The organism is Spirulina major PCC 6313, assembly GCF_001890765.1.
Classification (GTDB): domain Bacteria; phylum Cyanobacteriota; class Cyanobacteriia; order Cyanobacteriales; family Spirulinaceae; genus Spirulina; species Spirulina major.
In genome coordinates this window covers 3,094,136-3,118,181 of the sequence record NZ_KV878783.1, presented here as the reverse complement: position 1 = coordinate 3,118,181, position 24,046 = coordinate 3,094,136, and the positions used below count along the sequence as shown (strand labels likewise).

Annotated in this window: 21 protein-coding genes; 9 read left to right on the top strand and 12 right to left on the bottom strand. The window is 55.0% G+C overall.

Going from position 1 to position 24,046, the window contains the following annotated elements:
• Position 1 precedes the first annotated feature (1 nt).
• Positions 2-1,687: an MFS transporter gene (locus SPI6313_RS13695; RefSeq protein ID WP_072621505.1), complete on the bottom strand. Its 1,686-nt coding sequence runs from the start codon at positions 1,685-1,687 to the stop codon at positions 2-4.
• Positions 1,688-1,787: 100 nt separating this feature from the next.
• Between SPI6313_RS13695 and SPI6313_RS13690 the strand changes: the two genes are divergently transcribed.
• Entirely contained in the window at positions 1,788-2,315 is a 528-nt protein-coding gene (locus SPI6313_RS13690) for a phosphoribosyltransferase (protein WP_072621504.1), read from the top strand.
• Between the two features lie 365 nt (positions 2,316-2,680).
• On the opposite strand, the gene SPI6313_RS13685 is transcribed toward SPI6313_RS13690, so the two are convergent.
• A complete protein-coding gene (locus SPI6313_RS13685) occupies positions 2,681-3,640 on the bottom strand; it encodes a ribonuclease Z (protein WP_072621503.1) in 960 nt (319 codons plus the stop codon).
• Between the two features lie 35 nt (positions 3,641-3,675).
• Between SPI6313_RS13685 and SPI6313_RS23585 the strand changes: the two genes are divergently transcribed.
• From SPI6313_RS23585 to SPI6313_RS13675, 3 genes are all read left to right on the top strand, one after another.
• On the top strand, positions 3,676-3,849 hold the full coding sequence (locus SPI6313_RS23585) for a hypothetical protein (protein ID WP_175551141.1): 174 nt from the start codon (positions 3,676-3,678) through the stop codon (positions 3,847-3,849).
• 239 nt (positions 3,850-4,088) lie between these two features.
• Positions 4,089-4,607, top strand: a complete 519-nt coding sequence (locus SPI6313_RS13680) for a hypothetical protein (protein WP_072621502.1) — start codon at positions 4,089-4,091, stop codon at positions 4,605-4,607.
• 185 nt (positions 4,608-4,792) lie between these two features.
• Positions 4,793-5,173 carry a hypothetical protein gene (locus SPI6313_RS13675; protein WP_072621501.1) on the top strand — a complete coding sequence of 127 codons (381 nt, stop codon included), beginning with the start codon at positions 4,793-4,795 and terminating at the stop codon, positions 5,171-5,173.
• Positions 5,174-5,792: 619 nt separating this feature from the next.
• Here SPI6313_RS13675 and SPI6313_RS13670 read toward each other — a convergent pair.
• From SPI6313_RS13670 to SPI6313_RS22970, 4 genes are all read right to left on the bottom strand, one after another.
• On the bottom strand, positions 5,793-6,116 hold the full coding sequence (locus SPI6313_RS13670) for a hypothetical protein (RefSeq protein WP_072621500.1): 324 nt from the start codon (positions 6,114-6,116) through the stop codon (positions 5,793-5,795).
• A gap of 149 nt (positions 6,117-6,265) precedes the next feature.
• Positions 6,266-6,532 carry a YciI family protein gene (locus tag SPI6313_RS13665; RefSeq protein ID WP_072621499.1) on the bottom strand — a complete coding sequence of 89 codons (267 nt, stop codon included), beginning with the start codon at positions 6,530-6,532 and terminating at the stop codon, positions 6,266-6,268.
• Between the two features lie 100 nt (positions 6,533-6,632).
• Positions 6,633-9,398, bottom strand: coding sequence for a CHAT domain-containing protein (locus SPI6313_RS13660; RefSeq protein WP_084669026.1), 2,766 nt, complete (start codon positions 9,396-9,398; stop codon positions 6,633-6,635).
• The gene (locus tag SPI6313_RS22970) at positions 9,353-9,721 is read right to left on the bottom strand and encodes a hypothetical protein (RefSeq protein WP_072621498.1); all 369 of its coding nucleotides are present in this window, start codon (positions 9,719-9,721) and stop codon (positions 9,353-9,355) included. The genes SPI6313_RS13660 and SPI6313_RS22970 overlap by 46 nt, the downstream gene beginning before the upstream one ends.
• Before the next feature lie 179 nt (positions 9,722-9,900).
• Between SPI6313_RS22970 and SPI6313_RS13650 the strand changes: the two genes are divergently transcribed.
• Positions 9,901-11,382: a SulP family inorganic anion transporter gene (locus SPI6313_RS13650; RefSeq protein ID WP_072621497.1), complete on the top strand. Its 1,482-nt coding sequence runs from the start codon at positions 9,901-9,903 to the stop codon at positions 11,380-11,382.
• Positions 11,383-11,404: 22 nt separating this feature from the next.
• Entirely contained in the window at positions 11,405-12,268 is an 864-nt protein-coding gene (locus SPI6313_RS13645; protein WP_072621496.1) for a universal stress protein, read from the top strand.
• 320 nt (positions 12,269-12,588) lie between these two features.
• On the opposite strand, the gene SPI6313_RS13640 is transcribed toward SPI6313_RS13645, so the two are convergent.
• Positions 12,589-14,028 (bottom strand): polysaccharide biosynthesis/export family protein, encoded by a 1,440-nt coding sequence (locus SPI6313_RS13640; RefSeq protein WP_175551140.1) that lies wholly within the window; start codon positions 14,026-14,028, stop codon positions 12,589-12,591.
• 264 nt (positions 14,029-14,292) lie between these two features.
• Complete coding sequence (locus tag SPI6313_RS13635; RefSeq protein WP_072621495.1) at positions 14,293-14,667, bottom strand: DUF1499 domain-containing protein; 375 nt, start codon at positions 14,665-14,667, stop codon at positions 14,293-14,295.
• A 222-nt stretch (positions 14,668-14,889) separates the two neighbouring features.
• Between SPI6313_RS13635 and SPI6313_RS13630 the strand changes: the two genes are divergently transcribed.
• On the top strand, positions 14,890-16,656 hold the full coding sequence (locus tag SPI6313_RS13630; RefSeq protein ID WP_072621494.1) for a M61 family metallopeptidase: 1,767 nt from the start codon (positions 14,890-14,892) through the stop codon (positions 16,654-16,656).
• A gap of 38 nt (positions 16,657-16,694) precedes the next feature.
• Here SPI6313_RS13630 and SPI6313_RS13625 read toward each other — a convergent pair whose 3' ends face one another.
• The 3 genes from SPI6313_RS13625 to SPI6313_RS13615 form a co-directional block, all read right to left on the bottom strand.
• Positions 16,695-17,804, bottom strand: coding sequence for a trypsin-like serine protease (locus SPI6313_RS13625; RefSeq protein WP_084669024.1), 1,110 nt, complete (start codon positions 17,802-17,804; stop codon positions 16,695-16,697).
• A gap of 334 nt (positions 17,805-18,138) precedes the next feature.
• Positions 18,139-18,429 carry a Uma2 family endonuclease gene (locus tag SPI6313_RS23580; protein ID WP_072621492.1) on the bottom strand — a complete coding sequence of 97 codons (291 nt, stop codon included), beginning with the start codon at positions 18,427-18,429 and terminating at the stop codon, positions 18,139-18,141.
• A 126-nt stretch (positions 18,430-18,555) separates the two neighbouring features.
• Positions 18,556-19,629, bottom strand: coding sequence for a glycosyltransferase family 4 protein (locus SPI6313_RS13615; protein ID WP_245788784.1), 1,074 nt, complete (start codon positions 19,627-19,629; stop codon positions 18,556-18,558).
• Between the two features lie 289 nt (positions 19,630-19,918).
• On the opposite strand from SPI6313_RS13615, the gene modA reads away from it, so the two are divergent.
• Both modA and modB read left to right on the top strand, forming a co-directional pair.
• Positions 19,919-20,689 (top strand): molybdate ABC transporter substrate-binding protein, encoded by a 771-nt coding sequence (gene modA / locus SPI6313_RS13610; RefSeq protein ID WP_084669023.1) that lies wholly within the window; start codon positions 19,919-19,921, stop codon positions 20,687-20,689.
• Positions 20,686-22,473, top strand: a complete 1,788-nt coding sequence (modB, locus tag SPI6313_RS24795; RefSeq protein ID WP_072621490.1) for a molybdate ABC transporter permease subunit — start codon at positions 20,686-20,688, stop codon at positions 22,471-22,473. The genes modA and modB overlap by 4 nt, the downstream gene beginning before the upstream one ends.
• A gap of 134 nt (positions 22,474-22,607) precedes the next feature.
• Here modB and SPI6313_RS23575 read toward each other — a convergent pair whose 3' ends face one another.
• On the bottom strand, positions 22,608-23,834 hold the full coding sequence (locus tag SPI6313_RS23575) for a transposase (RefSeq protein WP_175551102.1): 1,227 nt from the start codon (positions 23,832-23,834) through the stop codon (positions 22,608-22,610).
• Between the last annotated feature and the right edge of the window lie 212 nt (positions 23,835-24,046).

The following is a 24,046-nucleotide window of genomic DNA, read 5'->3' as shown; positions in this document are numbered from 1 at the left end:
GTTATGCGTTCTCCTCGGCTTGCAGTTTCTGTTGGGCAAGGCGTTCGGCCAGTTGGCGGCGAATGTCATCATGAACACTGCGGGTGATGGGGTAGAAATACACCAAGATCAACCCCAAGAGGAGGACAACGATGGGAAACGGGCCGACCACGAGGCGAATGGCGGTGAGGGCACTGTCGGGTTGCACGGGTAATGGTTCACCGGGGGCGCGTTCGACGAATCCGGCATAGTCAAGACCCTGACCGACGAGGAAAAGAGCGAGGGCGAGGCCGAATTTTTGCAACAGCACCATAAACCCGTAGAAAACGCCTTCGCGGCGTTGGCCGGTGTTGAGTTCATCCCATTCAATGATGTCGGGAACCATTGACCAGGGGATCAGATAGGCGACGGAGACCCCACAACCGGCCAGGGATGCGAGGAGATAGAGGGCGGTAACTTGGCCCGGTTGGAGGAAAAATAGGCCGCCTTGGGCGATGATCCAGATGCTAGTGCCGAGGGCGTAGACGATTTTTTTGCCGACGCGATCGCTCACTTGTTTCCAGACAAAGAGCATCACGAGGGCTGTGCCTTGAACTGCGATCGCCACCCCCGGAAAGGCCTCTTCCGGGAGGTTCATCCAACTCACCACAAAGTAAATCAAAATCGACGCGGTTAACTGCACCGCCAACCAAGAACAGAGGTAAATCCCGATCACAAACAGAAACGGCTTGGTTTTTAACACCACGTTCAATTGGGTGAGGATCGGCACATTGGGAGCAGCGGCGGCGAGCGATCGCGCCTTCTGAGCCACCTCACCCACCAAATGAGCCTCCGGCGTGGAAAACACCAGGGTGATCCCAAAGGCAACCCCCAACACCCCCAGCAACACCGCCGCAATCATCCCCCAACGACTCGCCCCACCCACAATCCAACTCACCCCCAAAAACACCCCTAACCCTCCGGCCCCGATCAACCCATAGCCCAACCCCTGCCGGATTGATGCCGGAATGATCGGATCAGCCCCCCGTTCGCGGATGCGCAGCGCACACCACAGAATCGCCACCACGGAAATCAAAGAGCACAACAGCCCCAGGGCCCAATATTGCATCAAGGGATCACCGGGATACAGCCCAAAGAGAATCTGCGCCAAAATCAAGGACAAAATACTACCGCTAATGGAAAACGCCATCCGAAAACTATTCAGGCCGGTGCGTTCGTTGTAGTCCTGGGTGAGTTCGGGGGTGAGGGCGGTGTAGGGCAGGTTAACGGCGGTATAGGCCAGGTTGAAGAGGATCGCGACGATTACATAATAGGCAAATAAACCCCATTGATTGACGGCGGGATCGGGGCTAAATTCCGGCACGAGCCATTGCAGAAAAAACAAGACACTGAAGGGAATCGCGCCACCCACCATCCAGGGCAACCGCCGACCCCACCGGGTACGGGTGCGATCGCTCAAAATCCCCGTAATCGGATCATTAATCGCATCGGAAATTTTCCCAATCGCCAAGACCGAACTGGCCAACCCTGCCGAGAGACCCGCCACATTCGTAAAAAAGTAGAGCAGGAAAAAGACTAAAACATTAGCCGTGATCGCTGGCCCTAAATCGCCAGCACCATAGGCTAATTTTGTCGTGAAGTTGAGGCGCTCCACCACATGATCCGGACTAGCAGCGAGGGGAGAATCCGACGAAGGGGATGAGGTCATAGCACAGGGTTCACTATCAACAGTATGGCAACACAATCTTTGTTAAAGAGTTTGTCATACTCTATTGGAATTGTTGTTCCTTATCACTATACGCAGGACTATGTCAGATCTTTATGTGTCTTGGTCAGATTACCACCAAAAAATTGAGCAATTGGCCGCGCAACTCTACCGGTCTGACTGGCAATTTAACCAGATCGTTTGCATTGCCAAGGGTGGCTTACGGGTGGGGGATGTGTTGTGCCGCTTGTATCACTATCCCTTAGCGGTGATGTCCGCCTCGTCTTACCAGGGGGAAGGCAACCGCCAACGGGGTCAAATTCGGTTCTCGGATCATCTCTCGATGACGACAGAGACCCTGGGCGATCGCGTCCTCGTGGTGGATGACTTAGCTGATTCTGGCGTGAGTCTCCGCGAGTCGAAACAGTGGTTACTAGATCACTACGGCGACACAATCCGCGACATTCGCACAGCAGTGCTCTGGTATAAGTCCTGTTCAGTCTTCAAGCCGGATTACTATGTGGACTACCTCAGTGATAATCCTTGGATTCATCAACCCTTTGAATACTACGAAGCAACTCCGATCGCCGAGATAGCCGCAAAGTATGAGGGAGCAATCTCCACCAACTAGTGCAACGGCACAGCTAAAATAGTGCTTTATCGTAGGGTGGGTTAGGCGGCTAAAACGTAGGTCATAACTGCAATTCAGCAATTCGCCGTAACCCACCGATCCAAGCGTATCGTCACAGCATTAGCCCAGGAACAGCGAGCTAGAAGCCCCCACGACAGCGGGTTTCAAGGAGTGTGAGCCTCTGGCTCACTGAGACTTGCTCCCGACTAGCAGCGAGCTAGAAGCCCCCACGACAGCGGGTTTCAAGGAGTGTGAGCCTCTGGCTCACTGAGACTTGCTCCCGACTAGCAGCGAGCTAGAAGCCCCCACGACAGCGGGTTTCAAGGAGTGTGAGCCTCTGGCTCACTGAGACTAGATGAGTCTGTTTATCCCAGCGCATTAGCCACGATGTTCTCACGATGGCGCGGCACGCTGTAGGTTAAAAAGTCCTTGGCTAACAGGGTTTGGGGAAAAATCGCCTGGGCTTCAGCCAACAAGTCCCCCAGTTGGATCGGATTGCCCGGTGCATAGCGGGGGCTAAAGTGGGTCATGATTAACTGGTTCACCTGGGCCAACAGTGCCACTTGGGCCGCCATGGTCGAGGTGGAATGGAGCCGATCAAAGGCCATCTGGGCATCGTGGTGGGCAAAGGTCGCCTCGTGAATCAACAGATCCGCTCCCTGAGCTAAATCCACCGCCGCATCACAAAACACCGTATCTGTGCAGTAAATCACGGTTCGCCCTGTCTCCGGGGGGTCGCAGAGATCCGCACCGTGGATCGTGCGTCCATCGTCTAGGGTGACGGTCTTGCCTTGTTTGAGCGCACCATAGATGGGCCCGGCGGGAATCTGGAGGGCTTGGGCCTGTTCGATGCGAAACCGGCCGGGGCGGTCTTTTTCGGCGATGCGATAGCCGTGGGCGGGGATGCGGTGATTGAGCTTGGCGCAGTGGACGCTAAACTCGGCATCTTCGTAGACTAAGCCGGGTTGAATGCGATGTACTGTCACCCGTTTGCTGATGTCCATGTAGGAGTAGCGGCTACAGGCGGCGATGTAGTCGGCGAGGCCTGCGGGGCCGTAGATGTCGATGGGTTGGCCCGAACCGGCGAGGCCACAACTGGCGATTAAGCCCATCAGGCCGTAGATGTGATCGCCGTGCATGTGGGTGATGAAGATGCGGCGAATTTGGGAGGGTTTGATGTCGCTGCGGAGGAGTTGGTGCTGAGTGCCTTCGCCGCAGTCAAAGAGCCAAATTTCAGCTCGCTGGGGGAGTCTTAGGGCGACGCTGGAGACATTGCGCGATCGCGTTGGCACACCAGAGCTAGTTCCGAGAAAGGTCACGTCCACAGGTTTGATCCGCTGAAAGGAATGCAGTTTTGATCATGCCAGACTTTTGGGATTCTGGCTTGCTTTGGGGGGGAGCGATCGCAAATTCGCCCCTCAAAATCGTTGCGGCATCCCTCAAGGCTTACGCTATGATCATGGCCCAGAGTCCCCATCGCTTCGGGTCAGGGTCATCAACGGCTTCCGATCTCCTTGAAACTACTGAGTTATAATGTGTCTATTGTGACAAAAATATAACTGAGAAGATCAACAGATACGCGGTCTTTTATTTTGTGAGCACGTTTTAAAATAGAGATAGGGTCTTATCGGCGAAGGCGTTTAGACGCATTCCGATGCAAACCAATGCAGTTTCATCGTCCAGTATCTTCCTCCGGTCGAATCGGATACTGAGCCAACGCCATCCACCGATTGTGATTGAATCTTGAAATGACAATTCAGTCTTGAACGAACGATGTCCCAATACGCACTGAGCATAAACCCCCTCTTTCGTCCCACGCAAGTCCTCAATCAATTGCGGAGTGGGCAAGTGTTCTACGTCAAAGCGCGACGGGGCAACGGCATGATTATTTGCCATCCTCATTTCGCCGAAGTGGTGGGGCCGGGGGCAATTGTGGGCGGTGTGGTGGATCTAGACTGTGCGCGGTTGATTCCCATTGGCCGGGCGGCGTTGACCTATCCGGAAACCTTTGAGCGCAAGTATCGGGCCTTTCATGTGCGCCGCCAATGGATCGAAGCGACCCAGAAGGCTGTTGATTGTGAGGTTCCCCTGAAGCGGGCGCGGCGGATTGTGGTGATGATGCGGCAATATTTTGGCCGACGGGCGATCGCTGAAATCCCCGATGATGTGCTGGGGAATCTCGTAGGTGTCTTTCCCCAGACGATTGAACTGGCTCGTTACAGTTTACGGAAGCGTCCAGGTGCGATCGCTCCCCCGCCTCACCCTTCCCCCCAAACCCTAGTCCGAAACTAACGCCACAATCCCCAAAATCATCACAATCCCATTAAGCAAAAATACTCAGTTTCATTCCAGACAAATACCTCAAATTCCCGACAACAGGTATCATTTTCCCATGTCTCAGATGCACCCATTCCCCCTATAATGGGAACTTGGCGATACAGTCATTCAGACTTCTTGATAAGTCTGGAGAAAACGCAATGGGCAAGAACCTGGTCAATATGACCCTTTTATTCGTGCAAGACGATATTGAACATATCCTTGCAACACAATCCGAATGTATTCAACACTACTTCCAGCAGCATGATCTGATTCCTGAGCTTTTAGCCTATGTCCTCAGTCGAATCCCAAACGTTTATGCTGTATTTGATGAAGGGCAAAATCCCCCGCATTTGTCCCATATCAATTATGAATCTGCCGAGCGTCAACTGCAACGAGAAAATGTGATTATGCGGGGAATTCATGCCGTCTTTGAAAAAAGAAGCCATGCCATGCTTGCGAAGGCTGAAAAATTACAGAATCATATCTCACAATCACACCTCAAGTTCCAATTCCAAGAGAATAATCCCCCCCGTTCTTGAGCGATCGCTAACCAGAATGTGAGCCAATGATCCTGAGGGTCAACCACGGCTCACTCATACCCCCTCCAGATTTGTAACTTGGGTTATGGATAATCTGAGTACAGGACAAACGTTGAAATGTACGGCGGCATCTTGATTTTGATGGGGTGGGAGCACCCTGCTCCCTATTTTGTCTGATCCCAGCGGGCAAGATGCCCGCACTACAGACTATTTGCTCCCTATTTTGTCTGATCCCAGCGGGCAAGATGCCCGCACTACAGACTATGGATTTTGATGGAGCGTGTTGAGTTTTGCTTATTGTTCCACCCAACCTACGAAATCATCAGGGTTTCAGTCAAAGCCTGATTTTTTGTCCTGTACTCAAATGGATAATCGCCCCGTGGGAGAGGGTTCGGTGAGGGCTTGAGTCTAAAAAGCTCGAATCCTACGCTCTAGAAATAAAGATCGTTACAGATGCAGTAGGTGGGAGAAGCCAGAAGCGTATACTTGTATCGCTGTCTGGAGTATGTCACGCTAAATGCTCCCAATTTTCTACAAAAAAAAGGAGGAATAGCCTCCTTTTCAGTTAGGTATGTCTTACAGACTAAACGGTTGAATGGAACTGAACAATATTGCCACCCTATCCGGCGGATGGGGCTGCTTTTTGGCTCAGCGATCGCGGATTGTCCAAAGATAGCTGATTGGTAGTTTGTTCTTCCTCAAGAGGAACAAACTCAATATGATTCAACAATGTGGTCACAAAGGCAAAAACCAAGAACGGCAAAGAGAGCACGAGGATGATCCCAATTGTTAAGAAGGCGTAAGCTTGGCGAGTACTACTCCAGAGGGCTAACGTTGTGGCTAGGGAGATAAAAATGACAATTAACCAGATAATGATCTGACCATAAATATCACCAAAGGTAAGGGTGCATTTCATGCAATACTTTTGCGGTTCGTTATCCATAAGGCTCCTCAATCAGGGTTTACGGGGCAATGGCCTTGCTTATCTTGTAGACGATATTTCTCAATTCGTTAGCGACTTTTAAGATGATTTTACATTCAGCGTCGGGATATGCGAATTATTTGTGCATATTTACCTATGCAACCTGTTATCTATTGCACGACAATGCACCATTCATGGAGTTCATACTGGACGCATTGATTTTGAATCAGGGGATCATTTTGCACGATCGCCTCCGCTGCCGTGCGAGAGTCTGCCCAAAACAACAGCATCCCGCCGCCATAGTCGCCCCAGTAGCCTGTTTTCGCTTGGTGACCGTTGGCGATTAATTGCTGCACATAGTCACGATGGGCGGGAACATGGCGATCAAAGATTGATTTTTCGACGATCCCTTTTTCAAGTTTGACAAACCAAGGCATGGAAAACACTCAACAATAGTTGCGACCTTCATGATAGCGATGGATCGGGAGGGAGAATGTGAAGACTCTTTGATCGGGTTGAGCGGGGGGCGATCGCGCCTCATAGCCAACTGCCAATCAGAATGAAGGGAGCCCAGAAAAACGGGTGGTGAAAGTCGTCGGACTGCAAGAGGCTGAGTTGGGCGCGGCGGAGCACTTCGGCGCGTTTCAGGGTGTCTTGTTCGGGGGAGTGAAGCAAGATTTGATAGAGTTCTTGCATCATGAGGCCGGTGGATTCGTCGCTCACTGACCAGAGACTGGCGATCGTGCTCCGCGCACCGGAGCGGACGGCGAGACCGGCGAGACCGAGGGCGGCGCGATCGTCCCCTAGGGCGGTTTGGCAGGCACTCAGGATCAACAGTTCGATGGGGGGGCTGTTTTGTTGGAGGTCGCGGGATTGAAGGACTTGGGAAAATTCGTTGGCATTGATTTTGTTGTCCCAGGTGAGCAGGAAGGTGTCGGTGGGGGTGGCGTTGAATTCGCCGTGGGTGGCGAGGTGAACGATGGGGAAGGGGTTGGTTTGAATCGCGTCAAGGAGGTTGGCGGTGGTGAAGCTTTCATTGAACAGGAGTTTGCTGTTGGGGAAACTGTCGCGAATGTGTTTGACTTCATCGACGACGGCGGGAATGGCTTCAAACCCGTGGCGGGCTTCGCTGAGACCGGCGACGAGGGGGGAAAGTTCGACGGACTGGAGCGATCGCGGCGGCACGAGTTGCAACCCCGGCGTAATGGCGAGGTTGTATTTTTCGATCAGATATTGCTCACCATCAAACAAGACGGCCATGGGCAACCGCCGTAAGGGGCCATCAAGGACAAAGGTGAGGGTTTCGATCTGGTGGGCTTGTAAGTCCGCCTCAAAGGGGGCGATCAGCCATTCATAGAGGGTTTGAGCGGGGCCATACACACGACTTTCGGGCAGATTCCCCGCCAGGGTGCGGCGCAGTTGGTCAACGGTGCGGCTAATCGTAGCGGGATTGGCTCCGGCGATGTTGTAGCGCAGCAGGGCATCGCCTTGGGGATTATCACCGGGTAGGGAGAGGATGACGGTGAGGCGATCGTCGAGCAGAATCGGGTACAACACGGCGGTGCTGCGATCGCCTTGGTTAATAATTTGGTCGATTTCGGTGGTGCGGGCGGAAATGCAGGGGGTCCGGAAAAAGTCATTCAATTCCGCCACTTGCAGGTTTTCGATCACTTGGCGAGCGCGGCGCAGGTTCCCTTGGCTAATCATGCCGTTGTTGCCGTTGGCCTGGGTCTGATTTTTCGTGTGGCGGGTGTCGGGGGTGAGCAGTAAGGAGACTAAATTACGATAGATCGGCTCGACGGATTCCCGGAAGGAAAATTGACTGTCCCGGTTCGAGGAAACGAGGTCATTTTCTAAGGTTTCCAAGGTGTCAACGGCTCGCTCATTGGCTGCGATCGCACCGTCTAGATCCCCCTGAATTTCCAGCAATTGGGTGAGTTGCCATTCCCACGGATAGATTAATTCTGGGCTTTGGAGGGGACGCGCTAGGGCCAAGGCATCGCGGGTTAACTGAATGGCGGTGTCGGTTTGGTGGGTCTGGGCATAGGCAGAACCGAGAATCCCTAGGCCGTAGGCTTCTGCTGCGCGATCGCCCCGTTGACGAGCGGCTTGGATACCGTCGGCGACGAGGTGGGCCAGGGTGGCGCGATCCACTGGGGGGGAGGGGTTCGGTACGTCAAGCCAGTGCTGAGCGAAAACCAGCCGTGCGATCAGGGTGCGATGGTTGAGGGGTTCAGTTTGGAGGCGGCTGAGGATGGCCGGGGCGAGGGCGCGGGCGGCGGGAACTTGCTTCGTGGTGAGCAGGAGACGGGTGTGGTTGATCTGGGCATCGAGCCAGAGCGACGAGGCAGAGAGCGGGGTGGCAAGCTCGGCGGCGGTTTTGTATTGGGCGATCGCCTCGTCCGGTTGCTCTAAACTGCGATGAATATTGCCAAGCACGAGATGCGCCATGGCGGCGGCTTGGGGCTGTTGTTGGGGGTCGAGGGTGCTGAGGCTGAGGTCGAGGAGTTGGCGCGATCGCTCTAAACGCCCCGTGTATTGCAAGGTGGCGGCCAATCGGGTGAGGAGTTGCGCCGCGAGGGGGTGGTGCAGTTGGGTGGCGAAGCGATCGCGCAACACCACAAACTCGGCATCGGTCAAGGCGGCGATTTGATCACATTGGGTCAGCCCATCCCCCACCTCAAATTGAGCGATCGCTAACCCACAGGCCCGCCGCACATTCCCCATCGCTGCCAAGGCGCTGATCTGGTTCAAGCGAGTACCCTGCACCCCTTCGCGATCGCCCCCTTCGTTATAGAGACGCACCGCCTGTTCCCAATAGCCTTGGGCCGCACTGTAGGCCCCGCGATCGCGCTCTAAACTGGCCTGAATCGTCAAGGCTTGAGCATAAAGACGCGGCTGTTTTAACGCCGGAAACAGGGCTAAACTTTGGGCGATCGCGTCTTGGGCTTGGCGGAAGTTACCCGCCTGACGATGGGCTTGGGCCAGATGATTAAGGGTTTGGGCTTGGACGACGCGATCCCCCTGGGCGATCGCAGCGGCTAATTGACGTTCGAGGTGATCAAGGGAGGCGATCGGTGCGATCGCCTGCGGTGGAGCTTGGGCCAGGAGGGATGAGACCGTGGGTAAAGAGGGGAGCGATCGCGCCTGCATCGGCCCCTGAATCCCCAACACCAGAATCAGACCCACCACAGCGAACACCAGCCAACGCCCCACCCGATGATAAACATGCCGACTGTAGCGCGGGAAATGGTGCATCATTGACACCTTTGAGCCGTGGGGAGAACGAGTGCGGTAAGCCATGATATGGGTTTGGGTTGAGGGAGAGTTTGAGCGTTTAATGGTTCAAGGTTGAGGGGGGTAGATGCCAGGGCGGTGAGCCTACGACTATCTTGCCATTCCCCAGCGCCGCTGCCCAACATCGGCTGGAGGGTTTCGCTCAGTCCGCCTCGCCCTGTGATCGTAAAGTGGCTGTTCCCTGCACTGGAACAAGCATCCCCGATTTGGTTGGTGCGATCGCTAAAATCCATGGTCTGCATCACCAATCGATTCGCGGTCAAATTCAGGAATGCTGCGTCACCGGCTCCATCGGACTGCGTGCCCACCGACTGAGCGGCATGGTACAATGCAGAGTCTCTATGAGCGAGCATTAAGAATTTAAACGTTGACCCTGTTTTTAGCTGTCAGTACATCCACCGATCCATTGCCGCCGTCTAGTCCACCCTAGCGCGGACATTTGTAGCCATGACGGCACGATCTCAACAGATCGGATTCAAAATCTCTGTACTGCACAACGAAAAAGACCTTGAATCTTAAAACTCTGAAGCGAGACTGGTTCTCGAACGTTCGGGCTGACCTCCTAGCTGGAGCAGTGGTCGGACTGGCATTGATTCCGGAGGCGATCGCATTTTCAATCATTGCCGGTGTTGATCCCAAAGTGGGGCTATATGCTTCATTTATCATCGCGGTGATGACTGCGATTTTTGGCGGTCGTCCCGGCTCCATCTCCGCCGCAACTGGGGCCATGGCCCTATTGATGATTGACTTAGTCAAGCTGCACGGGCTGCAATATCTATTCGCAACCACCCTCCTAACGGGCATGATTCAAGTGCTGTTTGGGGTGTTGAAGCTCGGCCGTCAGATGCGGTATGTGCCCAGGGCCGTGATGATTGGCTACATCAATGCCTTGGCCGTCCTCATTTTTCTCGCCCAGTTACCCCAATTAATCGGCAAAGATCCCATTGTCTATCTTTTAACCGCCCTGTCCCTCGGCATCATCTACATTCTGCCCCGCTTTACACAGGTCATCCCTTCGCCCTTGGTCACCTTGGCCGTCATGACGATCGGCACGATCGCCCTCAAAATCGACGTGCCCACCGTAGGCGACATGGGAGCATTACCCACCACATTGCCGACCTTTGCCCTGCCTCAAGTTCCCTTGACCTGGACAACATTAACCATCATTTTGCCCTATGCCTTAACCTTGGCCCTAGTCGGTTTACTGGCCTCCTTCCTCACGGCGGCCCTCGTCGATGAATTGACCGATACACCCAGCGACAAAAATCAAGAAGCCAAAGGTCAAGGCCTTGCCAACATTGTCACGGCATTTTTCGGGGGCATGGCGGGCTGTGGCATGATCGGCCAATCCGTTATTAATGTGCAGTCCGGCGGCCGCACGAGGCTTTCGACCTTAGCGGCGGGCGTTTTGCTGCTGTTTGCGATTTTGGGCTTGCAGGATTGGGTGCGCCAAATGCCGATGGCGGCCCTGGTGGCGATCATGTTTATGGTGGCGATCGGGACATTCCGTTGGTCGTCTTTTTGGCAAATCCGGCGGGTTCCCGTCAGCGAAACAATTGTCATGGTTGCCACGATGCTAGTGACGGTGTTCACCCGTAACTTTGCGCTGGGGGTGGCGACGGGCATTGTCTTAAGCACGGTCTTTTTTACGAGCAAGATCGCGCAATTGGTCACGGTACATTGTCAGGTCGAGGATCAGGGCAGCCATCAGATTTACCGGGTATCGGGACAACTCTTTTTCCTGTCCAAAGAGGAATTTTTTCATGCCTTTGACTTTACGGTTTTTGTCGATCGCGTCACTTTGGATCTCAGCCAAGCCCATCTGTGGGATCAAGGCGCGGTGGAAATGGTCGATCGCGTCATGACCAAGTTTCGCCGTCTGGGGGCAGAGGTGGAGCTAGTCGGACTGAATGCGGCCAGTGAAACCCTCGTGGCCAAAATCGGGTTGCCCTCTCAACGCCAAGCGGTACAACAGGCTACATCTGAATAACCATTAAGGAGACTGGGGTGACATGAAACGAATTCTACTCTGTACGGACGGTTCTGGGTTTGCCTCTGGTGTGTATCAGTATGGTGCTTGGTTTGCCCAACGCCTCGGTGCGGCAATCGCAGTGCTGCATGTGACCGATGTGCGGGGACAAGCCCGCGCTGAGGCGGCAAACTTGAGCGGCAGCATCGGGATTGATGCCTCGGATCACCTCTTGCAAGCCTTGGTGGATCTCGAACATCAAAAAGCGAAATTGAGCCATCAACAGGCCAAGGTTATCCTGCGATCGGCCACCACCACCCTCCAGGAATTGGGGGTCACATCGATCCAAACCATGCATAAAACGGGAGTTTTGGTGGATTTCCTCCCTGAACTCGAAACAACGACGGACTTGGTGATTCTCGGCAGACGCGGCGCGGCGGAGGATTTCGCCACAACGCATTTGGGGGCGAATTTAGATCGCATGATTCGGGCCAGTCGTCGGCCGTGCTTGGTCACATCACGCCAGTTTCAGCCCATTGCCCGGATTCTCTTGGCCTATGATGGCAGTGCGATCGGGCAAAAAGCACTGCAATTTGTGCTCACTTCCCCCGCCTTTCAAGGCTTGCCGCTGCACATCATCACCGTGGCCAAGTCTAGATCGGACACCACCGCCCAAGCTCGCCTCCATACTGCTCAACAACAAGCGGAAAACGCGGGCGTTGAGGCCGTCGGTGTTGTGGAAGTGGGACATCCAGAAGCTGCGATCGCTGCATACATCGACCAAGCCGCGATCGACCTACTGGTGATGGGAACCTACGGCCATCGTCGGATTCGCCATTTAGTCATCGGCAGCACCACCGCGCAAATTTTGCGCAGTAGCCCCATTCCGGTACTCGTATTTCGTTAACCCCCCTCACAATTGGGGCAGAGTTGCCCCCGTGTCTAATTTCCCTCTGTAGTCAAGGCATAAAGCCTGACTTCCACGTTTCTTTGAGGTATTGGGTTGCCCCCGTGTCTAATCTCCCTCTGTAGTCAAGGCAGCGAGCTAGAAGCTCGCACTACAGAGGATTCCAGGCAGGGTAGTGTGAGCCTCTGGCTCACTCATCCCCCGCCCAGATTCGTAACTTGGGTTATGGATTCAGCAGTAGCATCATGGGGGCAGAGTTGCCCCCGCCTCAACGGATGGAAATTCCCGGTTTAGCGGGCTAAGGCGATGGGACGGGTTGATTAGGGGCTGAAGATGGAGTCGGCACTGTCGCCAATTTCCCGGAAGAAGAGGAGAAAACCCAAAATATCCCGGAAGGGGCGGGTGAAGACGCTGAGGGCGTTGCTGACTTTGGCGATCAGCGATCGCCCAATCACGATTACGTCATCATCTTGCAGCGGCACATCCTGAGACAGATCCCCTAATAACGCCTGCCGACCGTTGAGCATTTGGGACACGGGCCGCCCCTGTTCGGGGTCGAAACGAACGAGGGCGATCGCGCTTAGATTGGCATCCGTGGCATTGGGGGAAATTTGCGTCAGGGCATCAAGGAAGGTGCTGCCGTTAGGCAGTTGCAGCGAGCCGAGGCCCTGACCAGCATAGTTGAGGATGCGCACAGTGATCGCGGCTTGGGCGAGGTTAGACCGGGCAGCGAGGCGGCGATCGTAGGTTTGCTCCGCGCCCACATCCAAGCGTGCAACCACGATCGCATCCCCATCGAGCAAAAACATATTCGGCAAGGGCTGGCCCCCTTGGAGTGGCGTAAGCAGATCCATAGTTTGCTCAATCACGGTGCCGTCGATCAGCGTCCGGCGAACAATCACCGATCGCAAATCCGCCTGGGTCGTACTGCCCCCCGCCCGAAACAGGGCATCAAACGGATTCGACCCCGGCGACAGTTCATAAAACCCCGGTTCCACCACTTCCCCGGTCACCGTCACCAAGGCCGGGCGAGGGAAATTCAGAGCGAGAATCACCTCTGGAGACTGCCGGAGGTAGCGATTCCCCAGTTCATAACTCAAGAGGGCTTGGGCTTCTTCAATCGTCAAGCCCCGCAGAGAAATCACCCCCAAAATCGGGATTAAGACCTGACCCTCCAGGTTCACCTCCACCTGGGTATTAAATTCGGGAAACCCGGTCACCGTGACCGCCAACACATCCCCGATCCCAATCCGGTAGCGGTTGAATTCGTTGCTGGGCACATCGCGGTAGGGGGGGGGATCGTAGCCGGTGGGGGGGATGTCCGCATCGGGGCCAAAGGTGGCGGGTGGGGCGGGCGCGAGGGGTGCGGGCAGGGGAGCAGGGTCGTTAATGGTTGGATCGGGGTCGTTAAAAGCAGGATCGGAGGTGGGGAACGTTGGAGCGGGGTCGTTAACGGTCGGAGCAGGGGGAGTAAACACAGGATCAGGGGCGTTGAGGGGGATGGGTGTGGGCCGATCTTGTGGGTTGGGGTTGAGGATATCGGGCCAATTGTCCGACTCGATGGGAGAGAGGGGCGGGGGTAACACGGGAATCTCCACGGCGTTGGGGTCGGATTCCACTTTGGGGGCTTTGGTGGGGGTGGCAGGATCGGCTTGGGCCCAGAGGGGCGGGGTGAACAGCATCGACCCGGTGGCGGCGGTGAAGAGGCTGGCCACAAGGGTGGGGGTGATGGGATGGGTGAAGAGCCGGTGCATTGCCATGGTGACGTTGATCACAAATGAGCGGGAATTAGGGCCATTGTAGGCTTCGGGTTTGGCGATCGCCCATGGATGCACAACAGGAACCGACTCTGCGTCCGCCTGGGAAGGAATAACGTTAAAAATCTTCTCTAGGGCTGCTGCTTATACATAGCGTTCCAATGTTGGACTAAGTTGCGATCGATCCCCCTAAATCCCCCTTTTTTAAGGGGGACTTTGATCGAGTTCCCACCCTTGAAAAGGGGGGTTAGGGGGGGGTGAAGGGGGTTAGCCTGCGAGTTGGGCGCGGATCGCTTCGACCCGTTGGCGATTGACCCCAAGGTCAGATTTACCCAGGCGGGAGGCGGAACGGACCTGGATCACGTTGGCGGCGCGATCGCAGAAAAATTCCACATCATCCACAAAGCCCATTAACTTACTCTGAAACTCAGCGTAGAGATAATCCTCCGTGGCTTCCACGATGGTGGTGCGTTCCATCCCTTCGATGACGGCGCGGAGATCAGCGATCGCCACCCACGGCAACGGATCGATTGTTTCCCCTGGCTTCTCGCTTTGGCTACAGACACAATTGGGCGTACCAGGGCAGGGGGTTAATTTCCCATCGCGCACCCCTAAATTTTTCGGACGTTGACCGGCAAACATAAAGTCTCCTCACATTGAATTCCTAATCATTGTAGAAGCGGAGATTGCTCGATATACTGCGAAAACAGTCAGGAGTGCATCATGTAGAGAATTCCCACGAGGGCGATCCTCCATGAATGGTCATTTCAGGTTCTTGCCCCAAGGGGATTTCAGCCCCTTGCCTGTTGCTCAATCATGCCGGATTGCTCGATTCACACCCCCTAGCCCCTTCGTTGTAAGTTCATGACCAACGCCACTGCTCTTTTTGATCACTCTGCCACGACCACCGAAATCAACTTGCACTATCAAGTTGCCATGCCCAAACCCACCACCCATCTTTTTGAGGTGACGTTAACGGTTTCCCAGTGGGCAGAATCCTCGTTACTTTGGACGATGCCCGTCTGGACACCGGGATCATACTTGGTGCGAGAATATGCGCGGCATGTGCAAGCGGTGACGGTGACGGATGCGCGATCGCAGGCCCTGCCGTGGCGCAAGGTCAGCAAAAATCAGTGGCAGATTGATTGTGGCGACAGCACCGAAATCACGATGCGCTACCAGGTCTACGCCAATGAACTCACCGTGCGTACCAACCATCTCGACGCAACCCACGGCTATTTCAACGGGGCGGCGATCTTTTGCTACATTCCTGGCCATGAAGACTGTGCGATCGCCGTCACAATCGACCCCCCCGCGCCCGATTGGACAGTGATCACCGCTCTCCCCAGCACAGGACAGAACACCTTCCAGGCGGCGGATTTTGACACCCTTGTTGATAGTCCCTTTGAGATCGGCCCCGCAACCATCTACGCCTTTGAAGCGGAAGGCAAGCCCCATCAATGGGTGATCTGGGGGGATGGCAATTACGATCGCGCCGCTCTGATTAAAGATACCGAAGCGATCATCCGCACCGAAGCGAAAATTTTCGGCGGCTTACCCTACGATCGCTACACGTTCCTATTGCATTTGACGGCGAATAGTTTTGGCGGCTTGGAGCATAAGGACTGTTGTTCGTTGATTTATTCGCGCTTTGGGCTGCGCGATCGCGAAAAATATTACCGCTTCATCCAACTCGTCGCCCACGAATTTTTCCACCTCTGGAACGTCAAACGTATCCGTCCCCACGCCCTCGAAACCTTCGACTACAGCCAAGAAAACTACACCCCATCCCTCTGGTTCTGCGAAGGAGTCACCAGCTATTACGATCTGCTGATTCCCCACTGGGCGGGCATTTACGGAATGGATACCTACCTCGAAAGCATGAGCCGGGATGTGACCCGCTACTTCCTCACCCCAGGCCGCAATGTGCAACCCTTGAGCGCATCGAGTTTTGATGCCTGGATTAAGCTCTATCGCCGCGATGCCAATAGTGATAATTCGCAAATGTCCTATTACCTCAAAGGGCAATTGGTGTCGATGCTGCTGGATTTGCAGATTCGGGCCAAGTTTGAGAATCAGCGATCGCTCAATGATGTGCTGCGGCAATTGTGGGAGCAGTTCGGGCAGCCGGAGCGGGGCTATACCCCGGCGCAACTGTTGGCGGTGTTGGAGTCCGTGGCGGATTGTGACTTAAGTGAATTTTGCGATCGCTACCTCCACGGCCTCGATGACCTCAACGCCCCCCTCACCGCCGCCCTCGACCCCTTCGGCCTGACCCTCAAACCCGTTCCCGGCAAAACCCCCAATCTCGGCATCAAGGTCAAAACCGAAGCCGGAACCACTCAAATCGCCTTTGTCGCCGCCGATGGCCCCGCTGGGGAAACGAATCTAGATGCGGGCGATGAACTCCTCGCCCTCGACGGTTGGCGCATCACCGCCGACCAATTCGAGACCCGCTTACAGGACTATCAAGCCGGCGATCGCGTCACCCTCAGCGTCTTCCACCAAGACCAACTCTGTCACGTCCCGATCACCCTCGGCGACCCCCTCCCCACCGCCTACCGCATCACCCAAACCAAAGCCCCCACCCCCGCCCAAAAAGCCCTCCTCTCCGGCTGGCTCACTCTCTGATGGGGTCGCTGCACGGTGCAATTGGGTGAGCGCGATCGCTACGCTTTGGAATTGTGTTTACGAGTTTTCCAGAGCAGAACTCCCACAGAAAGCAAGCCGAACATCATACTCGGCTCAGGAACCGGCTTTGCGTATTCTTCAAAGTCAACATCTGTGATAATGCCCGTCACTTGATGACGGTCGTCAAACCAATTGTATTGTTCAACTAGGGGGGCGAGAGCTTGCTGGTTCCACCCTTCACCGTCATGTGTGACTCCAGGGCTAGCCGAAATCTGAGGCGAAGTCCGTCCTTGCAGTTGAGACAAGTATGAACTCGCTCCCCGTATCCAGTTCGTCCAGGATGACACTCGAACGGATGCGGAATAGTCTTGATAATCCCCATTGGTTTGACCATCAAAGGAGCTAATGAATGAATGGACACCCGCTAGACGACCATCAATAAACATACCGCCACCACTATCGCCTGGCGCGAGTTGGTATTCCAAGCTATGAGATTGACTTAAAGGGTGAGACCAAGCCGTACGGGGATCGTCAAAATCAGACACCAGGAGGCGATCGCTATAGTTTAGGCGAGATCCCACACCCATCGTATTTTGTCCTGCCCGTTTAATACCAGAGTTCAGGTAATATCCGGTATCCCCCGTTCCCGTCATTCCATAGCCGACGTAGGTTCCCTTTTTGAGATCTTCATCACGACTGGAATACAGTTTTGCAGAACTGGCATTTGTGGCCTGACTCACCAAACTTAAAACGGCTAAATCCACACCTGCGCTCAAACTGCGACCCGTACTAAACCAATCACGATGAGCACCAATCCAATTGACACTGTGCGCTTGGTCACCTAACCAAAATGTGCCTTGGTTCATCCAGCCCCCATTTTCAACACAGTGAGCCGCCGTGAGTACATAACGTTGGTCAATCAATGTGCCTGAACATCCCCAGGCCCCGTTTGAGTTACGCGCACTCAAATATCCCACACTGGAAAATCCGTGGGCAAGATTGCGATAGGCTGCGTCGCTGGTATCGTGGCGAATCGTTCCAGCATGCACTGATGATCCCATCAACAGGAAACCGAGCAATGTCGTCAATTGAAGGACTGGAGACGACAATTGACTTGAAAGTCGTAGGATAGAGCGTTTTATAAACATGATATTGAGGAATAAGGCTTTCTCTATAGAGATATCTAGAGGAGCCTGCTGGTTTTATGCACCGTTTGCCTCTCATCTGAAAACCACAACATTCCATCAATTAATCGCTTCCGCAGGGCTTAGTCGTGAAGGTTTGAAGCTCAACGCGACGGTGCGTTACGCTTCGCGCTTCAGCACCCTACTGCCACGACGCAGCTAAAAAGGTAGTTTGAGGGCTGAGCGGAGTCGAAGCCCGGACGCTTACGAGCGTGATGCGTAAAGCCCCCTGAATTTTATTCGGGGGATATAAGCGAATAACCGAATTGATTCGGTGGTGATACAGTAAAAGCGTTCGCTAGCGCGACGTAAAATTCCGGGGTGAGCACCTTATGGGCAGGGCGTTGTCCATCGGGCGAGGCAAGATAAGACGGGCTACGCCTGCAATTGCTGTCTGAACCCAGAATCCCCCGTCATTTATGCGGGGGAGTACGTCAAGTTTGCCGGTATTTCCTCCCGTGGGGGGCATGATGATTAGTTCTTCGGTGACGGTTTGTTCGAGGCGTAGGTCTCCATTGGCGATCGCAATCTGGGTGAACTGTTCCGGAGTGACTTGCAGATGTTCGGGGATAATCACAGTCTGGGTCATGGGTTTGCGGAGGTAGACTCATCTCTCAATGTAATCCCAATGCTCGAAAATCAAGCGACAGATTGCCCACTGTTTAACCTCCCTCTCCTGCGCTGGAAGAGGGATTGAGGGTGAGGGTAAGAGCGGTTACGTGAAGGGAAACAGGACTTCGGCGGTTTGTTGGCCGGTGCGGGCCCAACTGAATTCGCTGGCGCGGAGGAGACCGAGTTGGATCAGATTGTCGCGGAGGTTGAGATCCGTGGCGATCGCACCCATCGCCGCCGTCAACTCCGGCACATTGTAGGGATCAATCAAAATTGCCGCATCCCCCGTCACCTCCGGCAACGCCGACACATTGGAGGTGATCACCGGCGTACCGCAGGCCATCGCTTCAAGCACGGGCAGGCCGAACCCTTCCCAGAGGGTGGGGAAGACGAGGGCGATCGCTTGATTCAACAGGGCCGGTAATTTTTCATAGGGCACATATTCCATAAACTTCACCGAATCCCGAATCCCCAATTCCCGCGTCAGATGCTCACATTGGGGGGTATAGCGTTGATCCGTCGGCCCCGCCAGCCACAGTTCATACTCATCACGATTGGGCAGGGCCGCAAACGCATAGATCAAACTTTGGACATTTTTGTAGGGGTCTTGGCGGCCAAGGTAGAGGAAATAGGGGCGTTCGGTGCGGGTGGGCAAGTCCAACAGATGGAAATGGTTGTGATCGTAGGCGAGGGGAATCGGGGTGACGCGGTGGGCGGGGACGCGGAAAAACTCCACCACATCGTTGGCGGTGGATTGGGAATTACAAATAATGTGGCGGGCTTGGCGGATGACTTGGGGGAGGATGAAACGGTGGTAATAGCTGAGGCGCGATCGCGGATTCGGAAACCGCAGCGGAATCAGGTCATGCACCATCACCACATAGCGACAATGGCTGTAGATCGGGGCTTCGGGAATCGGGGAAAACAGCAGCCGGGTACGCAGTTTACGGTATAAGCTGGGGACACGAAACTGAGTCCACAGCAGGCGCAATCCGTGGCCGAGCATGCCGTGATCCGGACTCATCCGACCGGATACGGGGTAACATCGATAGTCCGGTTCCGGTTCTGGGGTGAGGAGAATCGGGTCTAGGGTTTTGAGGTAGGGGTATAGGTTGCGGGCATAGGTGGAAATACCCGTCGGTTTCTTCGATAAAAACGAGAGATTAACCAGAACCAATGCACAATCCCCCAGATAACAAACACACCCAAGGATATCAGGGGAATGGAAGATCCGTTGTATCTTCCCCCAATTTTGTGACCCTGGGGAGCAAGATAGTGGGATGCAGCGAGCAGAGGAGGATTGATCGTGCGGTGATTTTTTGGGTTGATGTGATGGGGGCCTGAGAGTGGGGGATGTTGCTTTGCCGATCGGGTCTAAATCTCGTTACCCTGAACGATTGAGAGTCTTAAAAATCACCGTGAAGCAAGGATACCTGAGAACACGATCGCACTTGAGACCCTGGATCATGGGAGTGATCGGGCTGTGGATTTTGATCTTTGGATTGCAGGGATGTCCACAGCCGGAGACGACGACGCTGCTAGTGGGGGCGGCATCGAGTTTGACGGATGTGTTAGAAGCGATCGCGCCTGCCTTTCAAACCACCTATCCCACCATTGCTGTTAACTATAATTTCGCCGCCTCCGGTAAACTGACTCAACAGATTCAACAGGGCGCACCGCTGGATCTATTCATCTCAGCCACCCCCCAATATATGGATCGGTTAGAGCGCACGAATCAGATTCACTCCGATAGCCGCCGCACGATTACCCAAAATCGATTGGTGTTGATTGTGCCGAGCGATCGCCCCATCCTCACCCAATTACCAGACCTCACCCAACCGGAGATTCAACGGATTGCCGTGGGAGATTTTCGCACGGTTCCCGCCGGTCAATATGCCCAAGCGATGCTCACCTCAACGCAACTATTACCGAAAATTCAAGAGAAGCTTGTGTTTGGCCAAAATTCCCGCCAAGTGTTGGCGTTTGTGGCGGCGGGAAATGTGGATGCGGGGATTGTCTATCGCAGCGATGTCCAAGCGTCCGATGCGGTGCAGATTGCCTTTACCCTTGATCCTGCAACCTATCCAGAGATTCTCTACCCCGCTGCCATCTTGACCACGACCCGCGATCGCGCCGCCGCCCAAACCTACCTTGATTTTTTGCTCCAACCCGATACCCAACGAACATTTCAGAGCTATGGGTTTATGCCGCTACCGGGGAGCGATCGCCCATCATGAGCCTGGCCTCCCCCCTGTGGATTTCCCTCAAAATCGCGGGGGTGGCAACGGTGCTGACGGTGATTTTGGGGGTGATGGTGGCCTATGGACTTTATCGGCATCCGGGTAAACATCAAGGGCTGATCGATGGGATTTTAATCGCGCCGTTGATCGTGCCGCCGACGGTGGTGGGGTTTTTACTGTTGCAACTGTTGGGGCGGCGCAGTTGGCTGGGGCAAGGGTTACATTGGCTGAAGTTGGATCTCATTTTTACCTGGCAGGCGGGCGCGATCGCCGCCATCATCATCACCTTTCCCCTGATGTATCGCACCGCCCTCGCCGCCTTCGAGCAACTCGATCCCCATTGGATCGCCTCAGCCCGTGTTTTGGGCGCATCGGAATGGCGGATTTTTCGTGCGATCGTGCTTCCCCTTGCCGGTCGGGGCATCCTCGCCGGGGCCTTGCTCTCCTTCGCCCGTGGTCTGGGGGAATTTGGCGCAACCCTGATGGTGGCCGGCAACATTCCCGGCCAAACCGAAACCATCCCCCTCGCCCTCTACACCGCCGTCGAAACCGGCGACACCGCCACCGCCTGGCTCTGGTCGGGCGTGATTCTTTCCCTGGCGCTCTCGGTGATTACCCTCCTCAACCTCTGGAGCCAACCCCACCAACGCCCCGCGATCGCCCCACCACCCAACAGGCCCAGCCCGATCGCCCCCCTACTTCCCCCCCCATCCCACGCCGATCTCACCCTCACCCTCCACCAACAGTACGGCAGCTTCTGCCTTAAGGTCAGCGTGGCCGCTCAACGGGGGAAACCCGTGGGTATTTTGGGCGCATCGGGGGCGGGCAAAAGTGCGCTGTTACGGTGTCTGGCGGGGTTAGAAACGCCGGTTTCAGGACAGATTCGCGTCGGGGATCAGGTGTGGTTTGATGGGGCACGTCGGATTAATCTGCCCAGTGCAGCGCGGCGGGTGGGGGTGGTGTTTCAAAACTACGCTCTTTTTCCTCATCTCACGGTGGCGGCCAATATTGCCTTTGGGATTCCTGCCGCACCATCGACCCCGAACCGTTCGGATCGCATTGCTCAGATGCTCGCCACAGTGCATCTAGAGGGGTTTGAGTCCCGCTATCCCCATCAGCTTTCGGGGGGACAACGGCAGCGGGTCGCCCTCGCCCGTGCCCTGGCGAGCGAGCCGGAGGTGCTGCTGTTGGATGAACCGTTTTCGGCGTTGGATACCCATTTGCGCGATCGCCTCGCCCAGGAACTGCACGACCTCCTCGCCCACTACGGCGGCATCACCCTCCTCGTCACCCATAACCCCACCGAAGCCTATCGCCTTTGTCCCCACTGGGTTATTTTGGATCACGGTCAGATGATCGCCGCTGGGCCACGGGAGCAGATTTTGCACCATCCCCAATCGGTGCGGGTGGCACGGTTGATCGGGTGTGAAAATATCGCGCCGGTGGAGGTTGTCCCCGATGGCCTGGAGATTCCGGCTTGGAACATTACCCTCCCCAGGGCGATCGCTGACCGTCCCCAAGCGATCGGGATTACGGCCTATCATCTGGGTCTTGCCCTCCGACCTACTGGCCCCGGCATTCCCTGCTGGATTGCCCATCACCACACCACCCCCTACCAAATCACCGCCTTTCTCACCCTCCATCACCCGCCGCGATCGCCCACGGACATCCACCTCCAAAGCACCCTCAGCCTCGACCAATGGCACCAACTCCAGACCGCCCCGCCGCCCTTTTCTCTCCAAATTTCCCCCCACCATTGGCAACCCTTGACCCAACCGTGACCCCAATGAGAAGAAGCCGAAGCGCGATCGCACCGCCGCCGACCCCGTTAGCGCACACCAGGGTCTCAGCTGGGGTCGGGTACATCCCAGTTAGGCAATCCCTCACCCTAGCCCCTGATTGACGGACAAAAGATTCAGTCAGGGGAGTAAGAAAAAGAGCAAAACTGGAATTCAAGGCGATAAGAGCGTTGCCGATGCTGAGGACGAGAAGCCATAGCCGGTTCAGGGTCAGAATTAGAAAAGAAAGCAACAAGCCGAATCAAGCGCCAGCCCTCAAGGAGAGCAGTACGAATCCACTCAAGACCGATACGAAAATAGCTATTGCCGCGAAACCAATGGGGGTCAACCCAGCGACGCTTGCCCGATTGGACAACCTCAAGACCCTGAGCTGAGACATAGAGAGTCGCCAGAGCCAGAATGAAGCAGAGACGGGAAAGAACACAAACTGAGCGAAGTTGGGAAGATTGGAGGTGCCAACCCCCAGACTGGTCATCGAGAAACGCCTCCTCGATATCAAACCGGAGACCATACTCAGCAAAAGTCTGGAGGTGGGTCGGTTCATCACTGACAACCGCCCAAAACTCGCCATTGACATTGTTGCGACCGAAAATGACATGAACCGGACCATACCATTCACCTTTGTGAAGTTTGACGTTGTGCCAGCAGAGGGCTTCACCGGGTTTGAGATGAAACGCTTTTGGTTGGCTCCAGCCCTTGGCAGAGTGCCAAAGCCAGGTATTGCTTTTGATGCGGATGCGATAATGCCAGCCGAAGGTGCGCACCAGCGTCATAGTCTCCGTCTGCACAAAGCCACGGTCAGCCAGCAGCACCACCTTCACCCCTTGCGGTAGGAGTCGAGCGACATCTTGGAGCAGTTCTCGGTAGGTGTTGGCGGCAACCGAGGCACTGGGATGAGCCAACACACGCCAGCCTAGGGGTAAAGCACGACCGCGATGCACCACAGCCACCCGAATCAGACAATACTCATCCCAAAATAGTGAGGTGTCTAAGCTCAGGTACATCACCTCATCCTGCCAATCGGCTAAGGCGGCTTTGATGATGGGTTTGTAGAGTCGATGAATATTGATGCGGCTATTGCCCAGCCAGCGTCGGACTCGCCGCTGTTTACTTTGGGCAAACAATCCTCGACAGGGCAGATACGGCAGCCATTTCGTGAGGTTGACTGCTCCGGTTTGGATGACGGCGATGACCATCCAGATGCAGGTAGTCAGGTGGCTCAGATGCGCCCAGGGGATGTCTTGACCCAACCAGGTTTTCAGGGCATTGTAAATTTGGGAGTTTTTTTCACAGTTCTCCAGAGTTTTGTTGTGGTAACTCAATTCTAGAGGACTGACTCCCATTTCTTAATTCTCTGTATTTCAGTCAGGGCAACCTCTTTAGCTATCCCTACCACTTCTTTTGTCAGTCAATCAGCCCTAGCCCTCTGGGAGAGGGAACTGGAAAAATGACTCGGCTCCCCTCGCCCTTTGGGAAAGAGGTTGGGGGTGAGGGCGATCAAGTCAGTCAACCACCCGCTGGGGTCTGGGATAAATATTCTTTGTTTAGCAAAAAA

What these genes read in the sequence shown, in the direction of transcription:
- SPI6313_RS13695 (WP_072621505.1), bottom strand. Translation starts at nt 1,687, where the DNA reads ATGACCTCATCCCCTTCGTCGGATTCTCCCCTCGCTGCTAGTCCGGAT.
- SPI6313_RS13690 (WP_072621504.1), top strand. Translation starts at nt 1,788, where the DNA reads ATGTCAGATCTTTATGTGTCTTGGTCAGATTACCACCAAAAAATTGAG.
- SPI6313_RS23585 (WP_175551141.1), top strand. Translation starts at nt 3,676, where the DNA reads ATGCCAGACTTTTGGGATTCTGGCTTGCTTTGGGGGGGAGCGATCGCA.
- SPI6313_RS13680 (WP_072621502.1), top strand. Translation starts at nt 4,089, where the DNA reads ATGTCCCAATACGCACTGAGCATAAACCCCCTCTTTCGTCCCACGCAA.
- SPI6313_RS13675 (WP_072621501.1), top strand. Translation starts at nt 4,793, where the DNA reads ATGGGCAAGAACCTGGTCAATATGACCCTTTTATTCGTGCAAGACGAT.
- SPI6313_RS13670 (WP_072621500.1), bottom strand. Translation starts at nt 6,116, where the DNA reads ATGGATAACGAACCGCAAAAGTATTGCATGAAATGCACCCTTACCTTT.
- SPI6313_RS13665 (WP_072621499.1), bottom strand. Translation starts at nt 6,532, where the DNA reads ATGCCTTGGTTTGTCAAACTTGAAAAAGGGATCGTCGAAAAATCAATC.
- SPI6313_RS13660 (WP_084669026.1), bottom strand. Translation starts at nt 9,398, where the DNA reads ATGGCTTACCGCACTCGTTCTCCCCACGGCTCAAAGGTGTCAATGATG.
- SPI6313_RS13645 (WP_072621496.1), top strand. Translation starts at nt 11,405, where the DNA reads ATGAAACGAATTCTACTCTGTACGGACGGTTCTGGGTTTGCCTCTGGT.
- SPI6313_RS13640 (WP_175551140.1), bottom strand. Translation starts at nt 14,028, where the DNA reads ATGGCAATGCACCGGCTCTTCACCCATCCCATCACCCCCACCCTTGTG.
- SPI6313_RS13635 (WP_072621495.1), bottom strand. Translation starts at nt 14,667, where the DNA reads ATGTTTGCCGGTCAACGTCCGAAAAATTTAGGGGTGCGCGATGGGAAA.
- SPI6313_RS13630 (WP_072621494.1), top strand. Translation starts at nt 14,890, where the DNA reads ATGACCAACGCCACTGCTCTTTTTGATCACTCTGCCACGACCACCGAA.
- SPI6313_RS13625 (WP_084669024.1), bottom strand. Translation starts at nt 17,804, where the DNA reads ATGTTTATAAAACGCTCTATCCTACGACTTTCAAGTCAATTGTCGTCT.
- SPI6313_RS23580 (WP_072621492.1), bottom strand. Translation starts at nt 18,429, where the DNA reads ATGACCCAGACTGTGATTATCCCCGAACATCTGCAAGTCACTCCGGAA.
- modA (WP_084669023.1), top strand. Translation starts at nt 19,919, where the DNA reads ATGGGAGTGATCGGGCTGTGGATTTTGATCTTTGGATTGCAGGGATGT.
- modB (WP_072621490.1), top strand. Translation starts at nt 20,686, where the DNA reads ATGAGCCTGGCCTCCCCCCTGTGGATTTCCCTCAAAATCGCGGGGGTG.
- SPI6313_RS23575 (WP_175551102.1), bottom strand. Translation starts at nt 23,834, where the DNA reads ATGGGAGTCAGTCCTCTAGAATTGAGTTACCACAACAAAACTCTGGAG.